The sequence below is a fragment of the Streptomyces sp. NPDC003379 genome (genome assembly GCF_053589195.1).
This window is the reverse complement of the sequence record NZ_JBSFRK010000043.1, coordinates 50,297-70,386: the sequence shown is the minus strand read 5'-3', so window position 1 is coordinate 70,386 and position 20,090 is coordinate 50,297. Positions and strand designations below refer to the sequence as shown.

General features: G+C 71.9%; 17 protein-coding genes and 2 pseudogenes. 11 read left to right on the top strand and 8 right to left on the bottom strand.

All coding sequences use genetic code 11. The features are described from left to right. The coding region (locus tag ACWDVB_RS32030) for a hypothetical protein (RefSeq protein WP_451520024.1) at window positions 1–300 on the bottom strand (300 nt) is incomplete at its 3' end. Further along, window positions 297–665 (bottom strand): hypothetical protein, encoded by a 369-nt coding sequence (locus tag ACWDVB_RS32025; protein WP_451520023.1) that lies wholly within the window; start codon window positions 663–665, stop codon window positions 297–299. The genes ACWDVB_RS32030 and ACWDVB_RS32025, both read right to left, overlap by 4 nt. A gap of 181 nt (window positions 666–846) precedes the next feature. On the opposite strand from ACWDVB_RS32025, the gene ACWDVB_RS32020 reads away from it, so the two are divergent. Next, window positions 847–1,584 carry a GntR family transcriptional regulator gene (locus ACWDVB_RS32020; protein WP_451520022.1) on the top strand — a complete coding sequence of 246 codons (738 nt, stop codon included), beginning with the start codon at window positions 847–849 and terminating at the stop codon, window positions 1,582–1,584. A 929-nt stretch (window positions 1,585–2,513) separates the two neighbouring features. On the opposite strand, the pseudogene ACWDVB_RS32015 reads toward ACWDVB_RS32020, so the two are convergent. Next, window positions 2,514–2,684 (bottom strand): annotated as a pseudogene (locus ACWDVB_RS32015) (site-specific integrase); the annotation flags it as partial. Between the two features lie 122 nt (window positions 2,685–2,806). Then, window positions 2,807–3,295 (bottom strand): hypothetical protein, encoded by a 489-nt coding sequence (locus tag ACWDVB_RS32010; RefSeq protein ID WP_451518438.1) that lies wholly within the window; start codon window positions 3,293–3,295, stop codon window positions 2,807–2,809. On the opposite strand from ACWDVB_RS32010, the gene ACWDVB_RS32005 reads away from it, so the two are divergent. After that, window positions 3,279–3,500: a hypothetical protein gene (locus tag ACWDVB_RS32005; protein ID WP_451518437.1), complete on the top strand. Its 222-nt coding sequence runs from the start codon at window positions 3,279–3,281 to the stop codon at window positions 3,498–3,500. The two genes, ACWDVB_RS32010 and ACWDVB_RS32005, sit on opposite strands and share 17 nt — an antisense overlap. 153 nt (window positions 3,501–3,653) lie before the next feature. Here ACWDVB_RS32005 and ACWDVB_RS32000 read toward each other — a convergent pair whose 3' ends face one another. Genes ACWDVB_RS32000 through ACWDVB_RS31990 form a run of 3 tightly spaced genes read right to left on the bottom strand, consistent with a single transcriptional unit; the run spans window position 3,654 to window position 6,346 of the window. Next, window positions 3,654–4,373 (bottom strand): response regulator, encoded by a 720-nt coding sequence (locus tag ACWDVB_RS32000; protein WP_451518436.1) that lies wholly within the window; start codon window positions 4,371–4,373, stop codon window positions 3,654–3,656. Continuing rightward, the gene (locus ACWDVB_RS31995) at window positions 4,370–5,530 is read right to left on the bottom strand and encodes a sensor histidine kinase (RefSeq protein ID WP_451518435.1); all 1,161 of its coding nucleotides are present in this window, start codon (window positions 5,528–5,530) and stop codon (window positions 4,370–4,372) included. The genes ACWDVB_RS32000 and ACWDVB_RS31995 overlap by 4 nt, the downstream gene beginning before the upstream one ends. A 27-nt stretch (window positions 5,531–5,557) precedes the next feature. Further along, window positions 5,558–6,346, bottom strand: coding sequence for a hypothetical protein (locus ACWDVB_RS31990; protein ID WP_451518434.1), 789 nt, complete (start codon window positions 6,344–6,346; stop codon window positions 5,558–5,560). A 206-nt stretch (window positions 6,347–6,552) separates the two neighbouring features. On the opposite strand from ACWDVB_RS31990, the gene ACWDVB_RS31985 reads away from it, so the two are divergent. Together ACWDVB_RS31985 and ACWDVB_RS31980 are read left to right on the top strand one after the other, a co-directional pair. Then, entirely contained in the window at window positions 6,553–7,896 is a 1,344-nt protein-coding gene (locus ACWDVB_RS31985; protein WP_451518433.1) for a cytochrome P450, read from the top strand. A gap of 1 nt (window position 7,897) precedes the next feature. Then, window positions 7,898–7,978 (top strand): annotated as a pseudogene (locus tag ACWDVB_RS31980) (DUF4287 domain-containing protein); the annotation flags it as partial. A gap of 182 nt (window positions 7,979–8,160) precedes the next feature. Here the strand turns inward: ACWDVB_RS31980 and ACWDVB_RS31975 are convergent. Next, window positions 8,161–8,523, bottom strand: a complete 363-nt coding sequence (locus tag ACWDVB_RS31975) for an ANTAR domain-containing protein (protein ID WP_451518432.1) — start codon at window positions 8,521–8,523, stop codon at window positions 8,161–8,163. A 215-nt stretch (window positions 8,524–8,738) separates the two neighbouring features. Here ACWDVB_RS31975 and ACWDVB_RS31970 point away from each other — a divergent pair, with 215 nt between their 5' ends. The 7 genes from ACWDVB_RS31970 (at window position 8,739) to ACWDVB_RS31940 (ending at window position 19,898) form a co-directional block, all read left to right on the top strand. Then, entirely contained in the window at window positions 8,739–9,977 is a 1,239-nt protein-coding gene (locus ACWDVB_RS31970; RefSeq protein WP_451518431.1) for an MFS transporter, read from the top strand. 189 nt (window positions 9,978–10,166) lie between these two features. Continuing rightward, window positions 10,167–10,865, top strand: coding sequence for a snapalysin (gene snpA, locus ACWDVB_RS31965; protein WP_451518430.1), 699 nt, complete (start codon window positions 10,167–10,169; stop codon window positions 10,863–10,865). A 389-nt stretch (window positions 10,866–11,254) separates the two neighbouring features. Next, a complete protein-coding gene (locus ACWDVB_RS31960) occupies window positions 11,255–13,117 on the top strand; it encodes a transglycosylase domain-containing protein (protein WP_451518429.1) in 1,863 nt (620 codons plus the stop codon). A 97-nt stretch (window positions 13,118–13,214) separates the two neighbouring features. After that, the gene (locus ACWDVB_RS31955; protein ID WP_451518428.1) at window positions 13,215–14,096 is read left to right on the top strand and encodes a MerR family transcriptional regulator; all 882 of its coding nucleotides are present in this window, start codon (window positions 13,215–13,217) and stop codon (window positions 14,094–14,096) included. A 104-nt stretch (window positions 14,097–14,200) separates the two neighbouring features. Further along, window positions 14,201–16,045 (top strand): trypsin-like serine peptidase, encoded by a 1,845-nt coding sequence (locus ACWDVB_RS31950; RefSeq protein ID WP_451518427.1) that lies wholly within the window; start codon window positions 14,201–14,203, stop codon window positions 16,043–16,045. Beyond that, the gene (locus ACWDVB_RS31945) at window positions 16,042–18,450 is read left to right on the top strand and encodes a tetratricopeptide repeat protein (RefSeq protein WP_451518426.1); all 2,409 of its coding nucleotides are present in this window, start codon (window positions 16,042–16,044) and stop codon (window positions 18,448–18,450) included. The genes ACWDVB_RS31950 and ACWDVB_RS31945 overlap by 4 nt, the downstream gene beginning before the upstream one ends. Next, on the top strand, window positions 18,447–19,898 hold the full coding sequence (locus ACWDVB_RS31940) for a hypothetical protein (protein ID WP_451518425.1): 1,452 nt from the start codon (window positions 18,447–18,449) through the stop codon (window positions 19,896–19,898). Before ACWDVB_RS31945 ends, ACWDVB_RS31940 begins: the two co-directional genes overlap by 4 nt. Window positions 19,899–20,090 lie beyond the last annotated feature (192 nt).

Below are 20,090 nucleotides of genomic sequence, written 5' to 3'. Positions count from 1 at the left end.
GCCAGCGGGGAAACGAGACTCGTGATCGGCCACCAGGTCCGGCGTTGCCAGACCCTTGGACTGCATCCACGTGAAGCCGCCCAGGCGCCGCGCCGACTCACCCAGTTCGGCACCCAGCCGCTCTACCCCCTCAGCGGCGGAGGCCCGCAGTTCATCGAGGGAGCAGAAGGGACGGGCGTACTGGTCCGAGGCATACAGAGCCACCGTCAGCTCATCGTGCGTCAGCGGCGCCAGATTGGCGGCGGAGTCGAGCAGCTGGGCGTTCCCGCAGCGCTCCGGGCGGTCCAGGATGCTGGTCATGCCGCCACCGCCTCAGTGTCCAGGGCGAGCAGGTGACGCCGGACGACCGCGAACTGACGCTTGCTTAGGGTGCAGTGGATCAGCCGGTCCGTGTCGAAGCGGGAGCGGTGTGCGGCCCGCGCCTCACGGGTCGTCGCGTCGTCGCTGCACATCTGCCAGTAGGCCACCAGGTGACAGGTGTGGCTCATCAGTTCAGCCAGGCCGAGCCGGTCGGCACCGTCGACCATGAACGCGGCGACTTTGGCCGGGTCCGGCTGACGGTCGGCCACGCAGTCCGAGGCGTACAGCGCGAGGATCAGCGCCACGTCCGGCAGCTTGGCGAACATGGCCGGAGTGATGGCCACGATTCGCGGGGCGGTCAACATCGAAGGCATCATGGAACTTCCCTTCGGGGACGAAGGGGGCGGCGAATCTGCTTGGCGGTAGGAGCGCCGCCCCCGGAACGTGTACTAGCTCACGTTCATGTATACGCGTGCTAGCACACGATGGCAAGGCCACTTTCGGGGTACGCTTATCCGTGAGCTAGTAGACGATCACGGAGGAGAAATGACACCGCGAGTTCAGCGGGCCGCGCCGCCGTTCATGCAAATCGCGGACCACTTTCGTCAGAAGATCGTCGACGGTGTTCTGACGCAGGACACCAAGCTGCCTTCGATCTCAGAGATCGCCGAAGAGTGGGGCGTAGCTACCGCCACAGCGGCCAAGGGGATCAAGCAACTCCAGGCCGAGGGGTACGTACGGTCAACCACCCAAGGCACGTTCGTCGATCTCGGGCGCAAGCTCACCAGCGGCTCGGACCGCCTCCAGCTTCAGCGGGCCACCGGCAGCGGGTTCCGCCCGGGAGAGCACGTCGAGATCGTCAGCGCAAGCGTCGTGACGGCACCGGCTGAAGTCGCTGAGGCGCTGGGGGTTGAAGCCGGAGCATCGGTCGTACGCCGCCAACGTCGCTACTTGGACGACGAGGGAGTGATCACCTTGTCCACCTCGTGGCTTCACGGCGATCTCGCCGAGTACGCGCCCGAGTTGGCCGTTCCCGAGGCACTGCCGAAGATGACGTTCGGCCTGATCGAGGATCGTACGGGGCGACGCGCGGTGCGACGCCGCGATGTAGTGGCCCTGAAGCCAGTCCCCGAGGACGCAGCCGAGCTACTTGGGGTCGAAGCAGGGACCCCAGCCCTAACCATGACCAACTACTACTGGGACCAAGACGGTTCAGTGATCGAGTACGCCACCGACTTCATGGGCGGTGGCCGACAGCTCACGGCGGAGTACGACATCAACTGAGGTATAGCGGAGACCTGTTACAGGTTTCTCTACCTCATCAAGGCTCGCTGCGCTCGCGGCAGCCCTTGGCCAGCCGCGAGCGCCAACCATCCCTTTTCCCGGGGCTTCGACCCCTGGTTACGCGGGTGAGCCCGCCGCGTACCGCCGCCGCGATCCGGCCTTGTAGGGGGAACACCTCAGAAGCCGTAGGACCACAAGCGCACGCACGGCACACACACCCCATCAAGACCACAGACCCGAGCCGCCCCCGAAGGGGATCAATCCAAGGACCGAGGGCCGCACACAGCGCGGCGGCGCCGGTCGGCCGCCGCCACGCTGCCTCTATGTCTTCGCCACCGGCTGCGCGGCGGCGGCCGCCCGTCGCCCCACACAGCGGCCAAAACCCAGCACCGAGCCATAGGGCACAGGGGATAGCCGCACAGCAGGTCACAGACGCTTTGGGTTACCGAATAGGCCGGATCGCGGCGGCGGTACGCGGCGGGCAAACCCGCTACCTGGGCCGTTGCCCCGTGGCAGGGGCGGTCGGCTCCACGGCTTTAGGCAGCCACTTTGGGGCGAGCCTCTAAGATCATGGCCCCGATTCGGACTTTGCGGGCAGGTCCAGTGACTGCCCGAATCGCGATGAGCTTAAGGGGCCATGATCCCTCGCCCCAAAGCAGCTCCCGCCCAAAGCCGCTCCACCGACCTCACGGCCGTGCCACTTCCGTGCCAGAACCGGCGGTGACTCACGGGGACCCCCGGGAACCGGCGCGTACATGAGCCGCACTAGCGCCAGGCACGGAAACCCCAGGTCATCATCTTGATCCCCAAGCCTCGCTCCTAAAGCGGGTGTCGCAGGTTCGAATCCTGCCGGGGGCACCAGGCGAAAGGCCCCGGACCGATCATGGTCCGGGGCCTTTGACATCTACTTCTGACATCAACGCGGGCGGTCACTGACGACCGGGGCGCCTCTTGAGCAGCCGATCCATGTGGCTGATGGCCTCGCGCCGCGTGTCCTGGACGACGTGTGTGTAGACGTCCATGGTGATGCTGATCTGAGAGCGCCCGAAAATCTCCATCACGACGCGGGGAGCCACCCCGGCAGCGGTGAGGAGCGTGGCGCGAGGACCGCATCCGCACCCGCGGAGCACTCCTCCAGGGCGACAGAACTCCCATCGTGCGGATACCTTAACGTGCTCCGCCAGGCCGGTGTGCCCAAGCTCAGACCGCTCAGGAGACGCCGTTACCTCGGTCTCAGGGTCTTGCCTATCGCCAGGTCCGATCGTGCTGCCTTGTGGAGACCGTTCAGTGCCTCAATGAGCGAAGGACTCAACTCCCGGCGGACAGCAGCAGAAGCGCCAGCGGGGTCCCGAGCGCATCGCAGCAGTGCCCAGAGCCGCTCATTGACTGTCGCCGCAGCCTCAGAGGCCGCATCATCCACCAGCAGTACAAAGCCTTCGAACACGACGGAGCGCCGGGCCTCAGCAGCATCCATCTCCGCCAACAGTTCGGCAGTGTTCTCGCCACGCTCATATGCTTCGAGCGCCTGCTTGGCGCCCCGATTCGCTCCCTTCACGCAGGAGATGTACTCGATGTACGTGTCGAGCTTGCGTTCATCCCACCGCGTGGCCAGGGTCTGCCTGAACTTGGCACGCTCCGCCAGGCTCGTGGCGAAGAAGGAAGTGACGGCGCCCAACAGGACGCCAATAAGGGTGATGATCTGGCTTGCCATGTGGATCAAGGTAGTGATCGCACTCGATGCTCTGCCAGGCCGGCGACGCGGCGGCGACGGCGACGGGATCACGAGGGCATACGGAATCCGCTATCACGGTGGCGTCGCGATGATCGCGCACGTCGCCGATGTCGAGCGCCTCATCGGCCATCACGCGATTGATGAGATCGCCCGTGCGCACGGCGCAGAGGCACTCGTCGACTGACCTCGGGCATGACGAAAGGGCCCCTCCGTGCGGGCTCACCCGCTGACATGGGCCGAGCTCAACCTGACGGCCACCTGCCGGGGCGGGACGATGCGTTGGGAGGCCAAGCACGACCGTGATGCCTGCAAGGAAATCTGGCTGCTGTTCGACAGGTCAGAGCCCTGTCGTCCCAGCGGGCGGCAGGGCTTCGGGGTCTCGCCGTCGGTCGCCCACCAGGCCGGTCTCGTAGGCGACGATCACGAGTTGGGCACGGTCACGCGCACACAGCTTGGCGAGCAAGCGCCCGATGTGGGTCTTGACCGTGGCCAGGCTCAGATGAAGGTGCTCCGCGATCTCTGTGTTGGACAGACCCCGCGCGATCAGGCCGAGCACCTCCAACTCCCGGTCGGTGACCCCGTCCAGCGAGCGGCTGGGTGGGCGCGCGGGCTCCGGGCGGCGGGCGAACTCCGCGATCAGGCGGCGGGTCACCGAGGGGGCGAGCAGTGCTTCGCCCGCGGCGACGACGCCGATGGCGGTGAGGACCTCGGTCGGCGGGGTGTCCTTGAGCAGGAAGCCCGCGGCGCCGGCGCGCAGGGCGGCGTAGACGTACTCGTCCAGGTCGAAGGTGGTGAGGATGAGGACGCGGACGCCGGACAGGGCCGGGTCCGAGCTGATCCGCCGGGTCGCCGCAATGCCGTCGAGGTCGGGCATGCGTACGTCCATCAACACGACGTCCGGCCGTTCGCGGCGGGCGAGCTCGACGGCCTCCGCTCCGTTCGCGGCCTCGCCCACGGCCGTCATGCCGGGCGTGTGGTCGACGAGGACCCGGAAGCTGCCGCGCACCATCGCCTGGTCGTCGGCGATCAGCACCCGGACCGGGGGCACGTCGGTCATGGTTGTCGGTTCCCTTCCGTGGGCAGGCGGACGGACACCGCGAAGCCGCCCTCGGGCCGGGGGCCCGCCTCGAAGCTGCCGCCGTACATCATCGCCCGTTCGCGTATACCCAGGAGGCCGTGTCCGCGCGGCAGTTCGCGGACGGGCTGCCCCAGCGCGGGCGGTCGTCCCTCGTCCGCGATGTCGATGCGGATCTCTCGCTCATCCGCCTCTACCGTGACTTGGCAGCGGGTCGGGGCGGCGTGCCGGACCGCGTTGGTGAGGGACTCCTGGACGATCCGGTAGACGGTCAGCTGTGTCCCCTCGGCCAGGCCCTTCGTGGCGTGCACTGTCAGGTCGACGTCCACCCCTGCCCGGTTCGCCTCCGCCGCGAGCGCGTCGAGGTGGTCGAGGCCCGGTGCGGGTCCCAGGGGCGCGCCCTCGGTGCGCAGTACGCCGAGCGTGCGCCGCATCTCGGCCAGCGCGGAACGGCTTGTCTCCTCGATGACCTTGAGGGCGGCCCGCGCCTCGCACGGGTCGGCCTCCGCCACATGCGCGGCGACGCCCGCCTTGACGGCGATCAGGCTGAGGTTGTGCGAGACGATGTCGTGCAGCTCACGGGCGATCCGCAGACGCTCCTCGTCCAGTGCGCGCTCCGACCGGCGTCGCTGTTCCCGGGCGGTCCCGGCCCGGCGGCCACGCGCAATGAACCCCACGCCCCAAGCCCCGCCGATCACCAGGAGCACGAGCCCGGCCAGCCCGACGGCACCCCGCCAGTCCTCGGCGGGAGTGACCACCGCCTCGCCGAGATACACGGCACCGCACGCCACCGGCAGCGTCACGGCGAGTGCGGGCACGGACCGGCGGGCCGGCTCGGCCGCTCCGACGAGGTAGGCCGCGAGCCCGGCGGCAGCGTACGGCTCACGCGGGATGTCGAGGAGCGACGCCGTGGCCAGGGCGGCCAGGACGGCTCCCAGGGCCGCGAGCGGCCAACAGCGGCGTACAGCGATCGGCAGGCCGACCGCGGAGGCGATCAGACAGCCGAGCCAGAACGGTCCCGTGTAGGCGGGTTGGCCGTCGTCGGCGGTCTGCCGGGCGAAGCCGATGTACACGGCGGTCAGGGCCAAGGCCGCGGCGAGGTCGAGGGCGTAGAGATGGCCCTGCCGCTTGGGCTTCATGGTCCGACCGTACGTGAACGTGTGCACTCAACCGGCCTGTCCGAGCAGCGTCATCAGTCCGAGCGTCACCAGTGTCAGCGGCACCCAGCGCAGCACCACCGCCCGGCTGGGGCGGGGTGCTCCGCACAGCAGCGCCAGGCCCAGCGGCACAAGCGCGGCACACAGTCCGGCCAGGGCGACCAGCGACAGCGGGGTGGTCCCCTTGAGTACCCCGAGGGGCAGTGCCGCGGTGAGGCCGAGCGCGGCGGCGCGGACCGGGCCGAGCACCCGGGTGCGCCAGGCGCCGAGGGCGAGGACGACCCACCCGGCGAGGATGGCGAGGTTCAGGGTGGCGAAGACGTGGAAGGCGCCGTAGCCGGCCGAGACGGTTTCGGTGGCGGGCCGGGCCCCTTGGGAGCGCACCAGCTGAAAGGCCAGGTGGTCCGCCCCCGCGTGAAAGGCGCGGGCGAACAGCCCGAACATCACCAGGACCCCGCCCCACAGGCCCCAGCCGGCGCTCCGCGCCCCGATGCGGGCGGTCAGCACCGCCACAGCGGGCCAGAGCAGCAGGTTGCCTGCGGCGAAAAGGCCGTATGCGGTGGCCATCAGGGTGGGGTGCCGTTCGTACGCGGAGAGTTGATCGGGGAAGAAGAAGTGGAAGCGGGCCCGCAACAACGCGCCGGTCAGCATCAGGAGTGGGCCGAGCACCATGGCGGTGCCGCCCACCCAACGTCCGGGGAAGCCGGTGCCCTCCCACCGCTCCACAGGCAGCGCGCCACGCAGTCGGGCGCCGAGCGTTGAGACCGCGGTGGCCGTGGATGTCGTCGGGTTCGTCATACCGACGACGATGCCTCCACCGTCCCTCCGGGGCGTCGGACCAGGAACTGAACTGCGGGGTCGGACCTGGGTATGACCCGTCGAGCGTTACAGGGAGTTGGAGGACCGGTTCGATTCGGCCGTGGCCGAGCTTCGCCGCGTCATGGGCGTCGGGACCTCGGTGTGGTGGGGTGGAACGCCTGACCCCCGAGCGAGGAGGTACAGCCATGCGTACGCGTATTCCTGGGCCCGAGTGGCAGGACGACGGTGGGGTGGGGGCCGTTGCCGCTGCCGGTGGGCTGCATCTTTATCAGTTGTGGCTGCATGAGCGGTACGGGCCCGTCGTGCGGTTTCAGCTTCCCGGGGCCGGGGGTGTCGTGTCGGTCGCCGATCCTGTGTTGTTGGAGGCCACCGCCCACCTGAACAAGCGGCCCGAGCGGCTTTTCGAGTTTCTCGCGCCTCTGTGCGAAGCCGGGAACTTGCAGGTGCTGGACGCCGGGGAGCACGGGCCCTGGCGGCGGTTGCTGCTGTCCGTGTTGGCCGGGCGGCCGTCGCACGAGCGGCATTTCCTGCCGTTCAGCGCGCTGGCGGTCGAGCTCGCCGACCGGTGGGCCGAGCAGGCCGGTCGCGGGGCCGTCGCGCTGCAGAAGGATCTGACCTCGCTGTCGTTGCGCATGATCTGTGAGTACGCGCTTGGGGGCGTCGGCTCCGACATCGTGGATCCGGATCGGGTCACCGCCGCGTTCGAGGAGGTGCTCACCGAGCATCTGGGGCGGCCCCGTCGGACACCTGGGGAGGGGCGGGGGGAGCCGGCTGCCGACGCCCTCGGGTATCTGCGTGCCACCGTCGACCGCGTGATCGCCGCGCACCGTTCCCTCGGGCGCACCGACCGGAGCGATCTGATCGGCGCGCTCGCCGAGGCCGGTGAGCGGCCCGCCCGGATTCGCGACACCGTCATGGTGACGATGCTGGCCGCCCATCACACCACCGGGGTCGCCGTCTCCTGGACCCTTCATCTGCTCGGCCTGCATCCCGAAGCGGCCGAACGCGTCGCCGACGAGCTCGATCGCGTACTCGGTGACCGTGCGGTGCCCGACTTCGCCGATCTGCGGCGACTCACCTGTCTGGACATGGTCCTCAAGGAGTCGATGCGGCTCTTCCCGCCCGGGCCGTACGGTGCGCGGGAGACCACCGAGGCTCTTGTCCTTCGGGGGGATGGGTATGAGTACGCGGTTCCGGGTGGGGCTGCTGTCTTCTATCCCTTCTGGGCCATCCATATGAATCCCCTCCACTGGCCCGAGCCCGGCGCCTTTCGCCCCGAGCGGTTCGCCCCGGAAGAAGCGGCCAAGCGGCCGAGGCTCGCCTACGTACCCTTCGGGATCGGGCCGCGCAGCTGTGAGGGGGCCGGTCTGGCCATGGTGGAGGCCCAGCTGGTGCTCGCCGTACTGCTCAAGCGGTTCCGGTTCACGCCCGCGCCGGGGCACGTGGTGACGCCGGTCGAGCGGTTCGTCCTCTGGGCCGACGACGACATTCGTATGGTCGTCACCCGGCGGGGGGCCGGGCAGCAGTGACGTGGGACCCGCCAGTCACTTCCCCTCCATCGAGAAGAAGTACGGGCGGCCGGTCGAGGAGTGGAAGCGGCTCGGTCGCGCGCCCCGAATAGCCGCGTTCCGGACGGTTCGGCGGGGGCGGCACGGGTACCCGGGGTGCCACGCGCAGGAGGCGCCCGGGTGCCTTCCGCGCCAGGCTCTCCTCGTTGGAAAGGCAGCGTGGAGAGCTGCCCTTTCAACCCCTTGAACTGTCCTTCCCTCCTCCGTCTCCTCCTGCCCGTCCCGTTACGCCGTCGGCTCCGAGCACTCGGAGTTCGCCTGGGCGCGCGACAGGCTCGCGTCCAGGGCCCTGCGGACTTCTTCCGGCAGGTCTCCGGCGCAGCCCCAGGTGACTATCAGGTCCGCGACACGGCTCAGCTTGATGTTGGTGTGCTGCGAGGTCTCCCTGAGCACCGTCCAGCCCTGGCCCGGAGTCAGCCTGCCCACCGCGACGACGATGCCGATCGCCTGGTCCACCGTGGCGTGGGATTCGACAGCCTGTTCCAACTGGCTGACCTTGCGTTGCAGCTCGACGACCTTCTCGCCTTGCTTGGCCGGATTCTCCGGCTCGTCCGGTCGTCCTACCGGATCCACGTCTGGTGACGTCACATCGCCTCCGGGGGCTAGGGGGGCCAGCGCCAGAATGCCATGGTGCGTTCGGCGGGCACCACGGTTCCTTCACGTCCTCCTCTCTTCACGTCCTCTCCTGCCCGCTCTTACCCGTTACTGACGCTGGGCGACGCCAGGTGACGCTCGATTACCTAGACCTATGCTTCCCGCCGGGGCGATCCACCACGGGCGACCACCACGGGGGCAGGGGCAACATGAGCGTCACGGACACCACTGACGGGCGCACGTCTCCCGCCGCGCCCCGCTCGCCGCTGCGCAGCGGCCCGTTCCGGCGGTTCCTCCTCGCTCAGCTCGTCTCCGCCGCCGGGTCCGCGATGGCGCCGCTCGCCCTCGCGTACGCGGTGATCGGCGCGGGTGGCGGGGCCGGGGCGCTCGGTGTCGTGCTGGCCACCAACACCGTGCCGACCGTGGTCTTCCTGCTGGTCGGCGGCGTCCTCGCCGACCGGCTCTCCCGCAGCCGGCTGCTCTTCGGCGGCAATCTCCTCGCCGCGGCCGCGCAGGGCGCCCTCGCCCTGGTCGTGGCCACCGGGCACGCGGGCACGGGCCCGATCGCGGTCTGCGGCTTCGTCTCGGGCGTCGCGGTGGCCTTCACCACGCCCGCCGCGCAGGGCGTGGTCACCCAACTCGTCGCACCGCACCAGCTCCAGCAGGCCAACGCCCTGCTCCGGCTGCCCACCAACGCCGTCAAGGTGGCCGGGCCGGTCCTCGGCGGTCTGGTCGTCGCCGCCGGCGGGCCCGCGTGGGCGCTCGGCTTCGACGCGCTCACGTTCCTCGTCGCCGCCCTGCTCCTGCTCGGGCTGCGACTCGGCGCCCCCGTCGTCAAGAGCAGTGCCCTCGCCGACCTGCGGGCGGGCTGGACGGGCTTCTGGTCGCGTACCTGGCTGTGGACGTACACGGCCGCGGGGACGGTCCTGGTCGCCGCCTTCCTCGCGGGCTACCAGCTGATCGGCCCGGTGGTCACCGAGGAGCACTACGCGGGGGCCCGCACCTGGGGGCTGATCCAGGGCGCGTTCTCCTTCGGGCTCCTCGCGGGCGCGGTCGTCTGTCTGCGGTGGAAGCCGCGCCGGCTGCTCGCCGTGGCCGTGGCCGCCGGCGCCGGGCTCGCGCTGCCCCTGGCCGCGCTGGCGTTCGGCCTGGGGCTGCCCTGGCTGCTGCTCTGCGCCGCGCTGGCGGGCGTCTGGCTGGACATCGCGGGCGTCACCTGGGTCACCGCCTTCCAACAGCACATTCCGGACGCGGAGTTGGGCCGCATGAGCTCCTTCAACCAGGTCGGCGAGCGGCTCGCCATCCCCGTCGGTTACCTTGTCGTCGCGGTGTTCTCGCACGCGTACGCCGACCGGTCCCTGCTTCTGGTGTGTGCCGCGGTCATCGTGGCGGCCACCGTCCTCAACCTCTGCGTACGCGACGTCCATCGGATCCGGCGCGTGCAATAGACGGTTGCGAGCTTACGTACGCCCTTACTTGCGTACGCCCTTACTCGCGTACGCGCTTACTGGCGTACGGGGCTTGATGCCCTCGCGCTATCGCCTAATGGCATCGGCTCAATTCCGCCCGCGCTCCCGATACTCGTCCCGACCGGAGGCCGCACCCGCAGGCCTCCATCCCGGAAGGGACACACCCCCATGCACAGAAGCAGAACCGGCGTCTTCGCCGCCCTCGGCACCGCGGCGCTCGTGGCCACCCTGACCGCCCCCACGGCGTTCGCGGCCCCCGCTCCGGCCCAGGCACCGGCCGCCGACCAGGGCGCCTCGGCGTACAGGACATCGACGTACAGCTCATCGTCGTACTCGGGCGAAGACCAGGCCGCCAACCGGCAGTTCTTCGAAGCCGTCATGAAGTCGGCGCTGAAGAAGCAGGCGGCGAAGCCCGGCATCCAGGCCGTCACCGTCACCTACAGCACGCGCCGCGCGCCCAGCTTCCGCGGCCAGATAGCGCAGAGCACCCAGATATGGAACTCCTCCGTGAACAACGTGAAACTCCAGGAGGGCAGTTCCGGAACCGACTTCGAGTACCGCGAGGGCAATGACTCGCGGGGCTCCTACGCCTACACCGACGGGCGCGGGCACGGCTACATCTTCCTGGACTACCGGCAGAACCAGCAGTACAACTCCACGCGTGTGACGGCCCACGAGACGGGCCACGTCCTCGGTCTCCCCGACCACTACTCGGGCCCGTGCAGCGAGCTGATGTCGGGCGGCGGCCCCGGCCCGTCCTGCACCAACGCGCGGCCCAACGCGCAGGAGCGGCAGCGCGTCGACAGCATCTGGGCGCTCGGTGTCGCCGTCCTCAAGGACGAGGGCGAGCTGACGAAGATCCGCTGAGTCCGGTCCGCGGTCCGCCGAGTCCGGCGCCGATCCGCTGAATCCGGCCCGGCCCGACCGTCTCGCACCACGAGAAAAACGGAATCCGGACCAACCCGGCCGCGCGCGGGGCACTCTCCCACGACATGGGGTCTCATGCTCAGGGGAAGAAACCGCTCCGCCGCGGCCGGCACGGTCCTGGCCGTTTCGGCCGCCTCGGGCTTCTCGGGCTTCTCGGCCGTATGGGCCGTGCGGAGCTGCCCGGCCGTACAGAGCACCCCAGCCGCACAAAGCGCCCCAGCCGCAAAAGGCACCCCACCCCCGCAGACCGCGCGGACCGTCCGCGCCCCCCGCGCCGAACCCGTCGTCGTCGGCGTCTCCTGGACTACCCCCGCTCCGGGCGCGCGGGCGTGCGTCGCTGGTTGCCCTCCTGGCGGCAGTTGCTCGGCACCAGCGGCATCTTCGCGTTCGCCGTCGTGGCGCTCTTCATCGCCGTGTACGTCAGTGTGGACATCCCCGACGAGAACGCGGCGGCCCGCCGCGAGGCCAACGTCTACTACTGGTCCGACGGCACCCAGATGGTGAGTACCGGTGAGGTCAACCGGCAGATCGTGGAGCTGGACCAGATCGCCCCGTCCGCCGTGGACGCCGTGATCGCCGCCGAGAACGAGACGTTCTACGACGACTCCGGGGTCTCCCCGTCGGGCCTGGCCCGCGCGGCCGTCAACATGGTCCGCGGGCAGGAGACGCAGGGCGGCTCCACCATCACCCAGCAGTACGTGAAGAACACCTACCTCTCCCAGGACCAGACCGTCACGCGGAAGGTCAAGGAGTTCGTCATCGCGCTGAAGGTGGACCGCAAGAAGAGCAAGGACGAGATCCTCAAGGGATACCTCAACACCAGCTGGTTCGGGCGCGGCGCCAACGGCATCGAGGCGGCCGCCCACGCCTACTACGGCATCCCCGCCAAGAAGCTGGACCCCAGCCAGGGCGCCATGCTCGCCGCCCTGCTGAAGGGCGCCGAGCTGTACGACCCGGCGACCAGCGCGGGCAACCACCGGCGGGCCCGCGAGCGCTGGGCGTGGATCCTGGACCGGCAGGTCGACGTGGGCCTGATGACGGAGAAGGAGCGGGCGAAGTACCGCACCTTCCCCGAGCCGCGCAAGCAGTCGCGCTCCACCAGCCTCGGCGGCCAGACCGGCTACCTCGTCGACGTCGCCAACAAGTACGTCAAGCAGCGCACCGGCATCACCGATGAGGAGCTGGCCCGCGGCGGCCACCGCATCCACACCACCTTCGACAAGGACAAGGTGCGCCGCCTGGAGCGCGCCGTGCACCGCGTCATGGAGCGCGACCTCGCGCCGAAGACCCGCGCGGACGACCGGTACGTACAGGTCGGCGCCGCGTCCGTACGTCCGTCCGACGGGGCGGTGGTGGCGCTGTACGGCGGGCCGGACGCCACCGAGCACTTCACCAACAACGCGGACACGTCCGGTGTCCCGGCCGGCTCCGCCTTCAAGCCGTTCGTGCTCGCCGCCGCGCTCCAGCACGGCGTCTCCGTACGTGATGTGCCGATCGCCGGGGCCGGCCGCGAGGCGGCCGCGCCCGTGCCGCGCCAGAGCGTCGTGGCCGGCAGCCAGTACTCCCCCGACGGCACCCTGAGTCCGTCCGCGGGCGAGCCGGACCCCGACCGGCCCACCCTCGGCACGGCGCTGTTCCCCGGCGGCAACGCGACGTACGTACGCCTCGGCAAAGATGTCGGCCTGGCGCAGGTCCGCCGGACCGCCGTCGCCGCGGGGCTGCTGCCACGGAGCATGGCCCGCCTGGAGCCGACCTTCTCCATCGGCACGTCGACGCCCAGCGCGATCCGGATGGCCACCGCGTACGGGACCTTCGCGAGCGGCGGGCTGCGGCACGACCCGTACTCGGTGACCGAGGTCGTCAAGGACGGCACGGCCCTGCCCGGCCTGGAGCGGACCGCCCCGGGGCGCGCGATGGACGCGGGGGTGGCCCGCGAGGTCACCGACGCCCTGCGCGCGGGCGGCAGAGGTCTCGGGCCGGGTGTCGCGGCGGGCCGCACGGGGGAGCAGGACCGGCTGCGGACGGCCTGGTTCACGGGGTTCACCAAGGATCTGTCGACAGCGGTGACCCTGTTCCGGGTCCGTCCCGGCGAGCCGGGGCTGCTGCCGATGTCGGGCGTCGGCGGGGAGAAGTCGCGGCGCGGGACCGTGCTGCCGCCGCGGATCTGGGGTGAGTACGCGGGTCGGGGCTGAGGGGCGGCGAGCGGCGGGCGGCGTTGACCTTGTCCCTGGGGCAGACCTCAGAGTCTGCGTCACCGGGCCGACCGGCCCGGTGACGGAGGATTGCCCCGTGAACGCGAACCTGAACGCGGAACCGGAAGACGAACTGCTCTCCATCGGCGTGTTCGCCGCCCGCGCGCGGCTCTCGCCGAAGGCGCTGCGGCTCTACGACCGGCTCGGGCTGCTCGAGCCCGCGCACGTCGACGAGGCCAGCGGCTACCGCTACTACCGGGTCGGCCAGATCGAGCACGCCCGCACGGTCGCGCTGCTGCGCCGCCTCGACATGCCGCTGGCCGGCATCGCGGAGACGGTGCGGCTCGACGGGGAGCGGGCGGCGCACTCGCTCGACGCCTACTGGGCGGCGGTCGAGGAGCGCTTCGCCGAGCAGCGGACGCTCGCGCGGTACCTCCGTGGACGACTGTCGGGAAGGAACGCCGAGTTGTACGCGACATTCGAAGTGAAGACCGTGGACGTACCGGAGACGCACGTCCTCAGTGAGACCCGCCATGTGAGCGCCGGGGAGCTGTCCGCCTGGATCGCTTCCTCCGCGGAGCGCCTGGAGCGCGCCGCGGAGGGCGAGTGCGGGGGCATGGCCGCCCCGCACTTCGTCGTCTACCACGCGGAGGTGACCGAGGAGAGCGACGGGCCCGCCGAGTCGTGCGTGCCGGTCGTGGACGCCGCGGCCGCGCGTGCGTGGGCGGCCGGGCAGGGGCGGGCGAGCGGCGCGGTGGTACGGGTGGAGCCCGCGCGCCGGCTCGCCTGCACGCGGATCACCAAGGCGCAGGTCGCCTACCCGCAGATCATCGCGGCCTACGACGCCGTGGAGGCCTGGGCCGCCGAGCGCGGGCTCGCCCTGGCGGGGCCGTGCCGCGAGGTGTACTTCGCCGACTGGGACCGGAGCGGGCCCGAGGACGAGGTGTGCGACGTGGCGTTCCCCGTCTCGGACGGGTGATCGGGCGGATGGGGGGACCCGCGCGGAGTTCTCTCACTACCTCCCCATACCTCCCCATGCAGCCCAGGCGTCATTGCCCTCCCCCGCGCCTATCCTGAGGAAGCATGGGGGACGGGGACCGAGAGCGGGGAGCGACGGCCGGGGACGTCAAACCTCTGGCCGATCACGGGAGTTGGCGCGTACGGCTGCGGCGGTGGGCCGCGTCGGGCAGCGGTGATGTGCTCGGCGCCGGGGTGCTGTTCGGCAGTGACCGCGTACTGACCTGCGCCCATGTCGTGCGCGACCCGGCGACCGGTCTGCGTCCCGACCGCGTCCAGGTCGAGTTCCCGCTGCTCCAGGGTCTGACCCGCACCCCGTGCCGTACCGCGAGCGTCGCGGCGGGGCACTGGGTGCCCGCCTTCGGCAAGGCGCAGGGTGACCTGGCGGTGCTCGTCCTGGACGAGCCGGCGCCCGTGCCGTCGCCGGTCACGCTGCACCGCACGCTCGACTACCGGGGCGCCCCGGTCCTCATCGACGGCTTCCCCGCGTACCAGTCGGGCGGGCAGTGGCTGACGGGCGCCTGCATGGGCCCCGGCGGGGAGGGCGACGAGCGGGTGCAGATCGACCTCACCGGGGCGGGGAGGGTGCGGGGCGGGTTCAGTGGCTCGGGGGTGCTGGAGGAGGGCGGCGACCGGTTGCTCGGGATCGTCGCGCAGGCCGACGAGAGCGGCGAGCACGGGTACATGATTCCGGCGGCCACGGTCGCCAAGTACTTCCGCCGGTTCGCCGAGCGGTATGTGACGGGCCCGCATGCCGTCCCCGGCCACCGAGTCGTCTCCGCCGAGGCCACCCGCGCGGCCCGCCCGCACGGCCTCCAGCGCACGGTCACCCGCTGGCTGAACGGCGACGCGGACGCCTGGGACACGGAGGTCCTCTTCATCGCCGAGGACGACGAGCGGGCCCGGCAGGCGCTGTACGTCGTCCTGAACATGGCCGACCGGGAACAGGCCCCGCACCTGGCGGTCAGCCCCTTGGGGCTCGCCGTCCCGGCAGCCGGACCCCGGCCCCGCCCCGGACCGCGAGCCGGAGCCGGCCCCGCGCCCCCCGACACCACCGGCGGTGCCCCCCACCTCTCCCGTGCCGGTATCGCCCCCCGGGGCGGCAGCCTCGGGATCGTTCTCGATCTGGAGGGTGCCGCCCTGGACGACCCCGGGGAGAGCGAGTTGCGCGAGGCGCTTGCCGTGTTGCGGCACGAGTTGCGGCATGCCGGGCGGCGGCGTGCGGTGCCGGGGCGGCGGCCCGCCGTCGCCGTGTTGTACGCCGACCGGTCCCCGACCGAACCGACCACCGCGGTGCGGATCCTGCGGGAACTCGCCGAGGGCGGCGCCCGCTTGCTGCTCGTCGTGCGCGACGGCTCGCACGGCTTCGCCCATGCCATGGGAGAGCGACTGCTGCCCGCCGAACGGGCCGCCCAGTGGCTGCAGCGGATCGGCGCCCGCGTCGACGACCTCGCCGACACCGAGCGGCGCGCCCGGCGCCTCTTCCACCGCGTGGAGCCGCACGTCGTGGACCCCCCGGTCGCCACCGGATACGCGGCGCGGGCCGCGCTGTGGACGGTGCAGCTCAGCGATGAACTGCGTCCGCTCACCGGGCGGGCCGGGCCGCGCTTCCTGGAGAAGCTCTCGTACGCCGAGCAGGCCGTGGAGACCTATCTGGTGCGCGCCACGGCCGCCGAGACCGCACTCCGAGACGTACTGGACGAGCATCTGCGCCTGCGCGCGCTCCTCCGCGACCACCTGGCCCGCCTCGCCCGGCGCGGCCTCGCCGAGCACCCCGACGCGGTCCGCCCCTACCGCGAGGCGCAGCGGCTCCTGATGGCGGGGCCGTGTCCGCTCGCCGACGCGGAGCGGGCGGTGGAGGCGTTCGCACGGGTGGTGCGGCGCCTGGCCGAGGCGGACGGTGACGCGTGACGCCCGTCAAGTCCTGTCCCCACCCGGGTTGTTCGGGCACCGTCACCCCTACCGGCTACTGCCTCGCCAGCGGGGAGCGCGTCGACCCGCGGACCGGGCTGCACTCGGCGGAGACCGCACAGGCCACGCCAACACCGGCGCCCCGCCCGAACTCGTCCGAGCGCGAGTGGCCCTCGTACTCCTCCGCCGACCACGGGTCCTCCCAGCACTGGATCGTCGACCCCGGCCTCGCCGCCGCTCCCCCGCCACGCCCCGCCCACGTCACCCTCCCCGCCGAGAACCCCGACCCCACGGTCCTGCCCGAGATCACCCTCCGGGACCGCGCGGACAGCGGGGGCCCCGACCTCACCGGCCCCAGTGGCCTCCCGCTGCCGCCCGGCACGCTGCTCGCGGGCCAGTACCGTCTGGAGCGGCCCCTGGGCTACGGCGGGATGGGCGAGGTCTGCCTCGCCCACGACACCAAGGTCGACGACCGCGCCGTCGCCATCAAGATGCTGCACGCGGAGCTCGCCGCGGACTCGTACAGCCTCCTCAAGGGCGAGCGCAGGGAGCTGGTCGAGCTCAACCACGACGGGTTCATCCGGGTGTTCAACTACGGGCACCACCCGGGCGTCGGGGATTTCCTGGTCCTTCAGTACGTCGACGGGCTCAACCTCGAAGAGGTGCGGGCCCGCGCCCGCGAGCACCCCGAGGAGTTCGGCCACGAGCGGTTCCGGGAGTTCGCGCTCGCCTACGGCGTGCGCATCCTGGCCGGGCTCGCCTATCTGCACGCCCCCGAACGCGGCAAGGTCTACGGCGACCTGAAGCCGCCCAACGTCATGCACGACGGCTCCACCACCAAGCTCATCGACGTGGGAAGCGTGCGCCGCGCGGGCGTTCCCGGCCTCACCACCTCCCTCTACCGCGCCCCCAGCGTCGGCGACCACGGCGAGTCCGAGCCGCAGGACGACCTGTTCAGCCTCGGCGAGACGCTGCGCACCCTGTGCGGCCTCGGCGCGACCCGCCACGACCTGGCGGACCTGGCCGCGCTCGGCCCGCTGGACGACGCGTCCGCCGGGCACCGCGGGCTCGGCCTGGTCTCCCTCGCCCGTGCCCTGCGCCGCGCCACCCGCACCCGGCGCGCCGACCGCTTCGCCACCGCCAGGGAGATGGAGGAGCAACTGCGGGGCGTGTTCCGGGAGTTGCGGTCCCTGCGGACCGGTGTGGAGACCTTCGAGCCCTCGCCGCTCTTCCTCCAGTCCGCGTACGCCCTGGACGGCGGGCTCGGCGCCGCCCCCGAGGTCTCGCGCTGGGCCGCCCCGCCGTCCGCGCCCCGCTATCCCGCTCCCGGCCCGCCCGAGGTGGCACGGCGCCTGCCCGTGCCGCGCCCCGACCCGGACGACGACCACCACGGCGAGCTGAGCAGGCTCAGCGACGACGACCCCGCCGCACTGCTCCAGCACACCGGCGACTGGCGGGACTCCCCCGAGGTGCACCTGCTGCGCTGCCGGCTGCGGCTGCGGGTGGAGCCGCACAGCGACGCCGACGCCCTGTCCGCCGCCGAGACCGCGCTCGCCCTGGCCGAGGGCGCCATAGGGCCTGCGAGAGCCCCGTACGACTGGCGGCTCGACTGGCACCGCGGGCTGCTCGCGCTCGCCCGCTCCCGCGTCGCCGAGGCCCGCGACCACTTCGATCGGGTCTACGGCGCGATCCCCGGTGAGTACGCGCCCAAGCTCGCCCTCGGGCACTGCGCCGAGCACCTCCGGCGACCGCACGAGGCCCTGACGTTCTACGAGGCCGTACGGCTGCGCAACCCGTCGCTGGGCAGCGCGGCCTTCGGCGCCGCCCGCGCACGGCTCGCCCTCGGCGGCCCCGACGCCCTCGCCGACGCGATCGCCGCGCTGGACGCGGTGCCCCAGCACTCCCGGCACCGCACCGCCGCCCGCACCGCCGCCGTGCGCATCCGCGCCGACCACGCCCGGGACGCGGACGGCCTCGGCACGGCCCTGCGGGGCCTCGCCGGTCTCTTCTCCGCGCACGGCCTCACCGACGAGCAGGCACGCGTACGGATGAAGGCGGAGGTGTGGGGCGTCGCCCACCGCCTGCTCGACCCGCCCGTCGGCACCCCCCGGGTGGCCGTTGCCGAGCTGCGGGCCGTCGCCGCGAGAGCCGATCCGCTGCTCGACTTCCCCGGCGACGAGCGCGGGCTGCGCAAGGACCTGTCCCGCTTCTACCGGCATCTGGCCCTCCAGGCCGCCCGCGACGCGCCGCCCCGCGACGCCGAGGTGCCGCTCGCCGAACTCCTCCTGGACCGCGCCTACGCGGTACGCCCCTTCGCCTTACGACACCACAGGGACACCCCATGGCCGGGCAAGAAGATCAGGAACTTGATCAGGAACAGCACTCCTACGCAGCAGGGCGGTTGAGCTCGTCCGGAGCCGGAGCCGGAGCCGGAGCCGGAGCCGGGCCGCGCGCCCGCGTCGGCCTTGAGGTCAGCCAGGTCGTCGAGCTGCCCCGACCCCGTCCGCCGGGGACGGAGGAACCGGCGCGGATGTACGCGGTCCTCACGGTGACGGTCCGCAGGCCCGGCGCCCCCGCGCCGGACACGGCCACCGGGGCGCCCCGGCCACGGCCCCGGCTCGCGGAGGTGCTGCTCATCGACCACTCCTCGTCCATGGTGATCCCGCCGAGCCGCCTCGCCGCCGCCCGCGCCGCCGCCGTCAGCGCGCTGGCCAGGATTCCCGACGGCGCGCTGTTCGCCCTGGTCGCCGGGGGTGACAAGACCGCGATGATCTACCCGAGGCGGCCCGGGCTCGCCGTCGCGCACGCCGAGTCGCGGGCCGCCGCCGAAGCCGCCCTGTACGACTGCACACCGGGCGGCGGCACCGCGATGGGCACCTGGCTGGAGCGGGCCAGGCTCCTCTTCCGCGATCTGCCCGGCGCCGGGTCCAGTGGTTACGTACGCCACGCGCTGCTGCTCACCGACGGCAAGAACGAGCCCGGATACGAGTCGCGCGAGGATCTGCGCGCACGCGTCGAGCGGTGCGCGCAAGCCTTCGACTGCGATGTCGTGGGCATCGGGGACGCCTGGGAGACGGAGGAACTGCTATTGATCGCGGGAGCGTTGGGCGGCCGTACGCGTGCCGTGGAGGATCTGACGCGGCTGCCCGGCGAGCTGGCCGCGCTCACCGGGCGGGCCGCCGAACGCGACGTGACCGGCCTGCGCCTGCGCCTCTACCACCGGGCCGGGGTGCGCCCGCACTCCTTCGAGCAGGTCCACCCGGTGCGGACCGCGCTCGCCCCCGCCCGCGTCGACCTGTCCGGCGTCGACGCGGGCGCGGCCGGGCCCGTCGAGGAGTACGAGCTGAGTCCGTGCGGCGAGGAGACCCGCGCCTATCTGCTCTGCGTCGGCGCGCCCTACGACCCGGCGCAGCTCGGCAAGGAACTCCTCCTGACGGAGGTGGAGATCGACGCCGACGACCACCCGCAGCAGCTGGAACTCCCCGCCGCGCAGCCGGTCCTGGTGCGCTGGACCGACGACGCCGACCTCTACAGCCGCCTCGACCCCCAGGTCGCCCACTACCAGCACGAGGAGGAGCTGCACCGCACCTTCGAGCGGGCCTGCGCGGAGCTGAAGCGGGGCGCGCGGGACGCGGCCGAGGCGCTCCTCGGCACGGCATGGCGGCTCGCGGGAGAGACGGGCGACACGGCGATGCGGGACCATCTGCGCCGCCTCGTCCGCGTCCGCGACGCGGAGCGCGGCACGGTGCGACTCCTTGACCGCATCGCCAAGTTCGACGTCGAGGCGGCCCGCATCCAGTCAAGCCTGACGGTCCTGCCGGGCGCCGCCCAACCCCCTGGCGGCCCCCGATGAACCGTTCCCGGTCCACCGCCCCCCTCACCGAACGGCCCCGCGACCGCACCGAGGCGGCCCACGTCCAGCCGAGCACGACCGTCCTGCCCGCAGGCCGCCCGCCCGGCGCCCAACCCCCTGGCGGCCCCCGATGAACCGTTCCCGGCGCACCGCCGGCCTCGTCGAGCGGTCCCGCAACCACGCAGTGGCGAG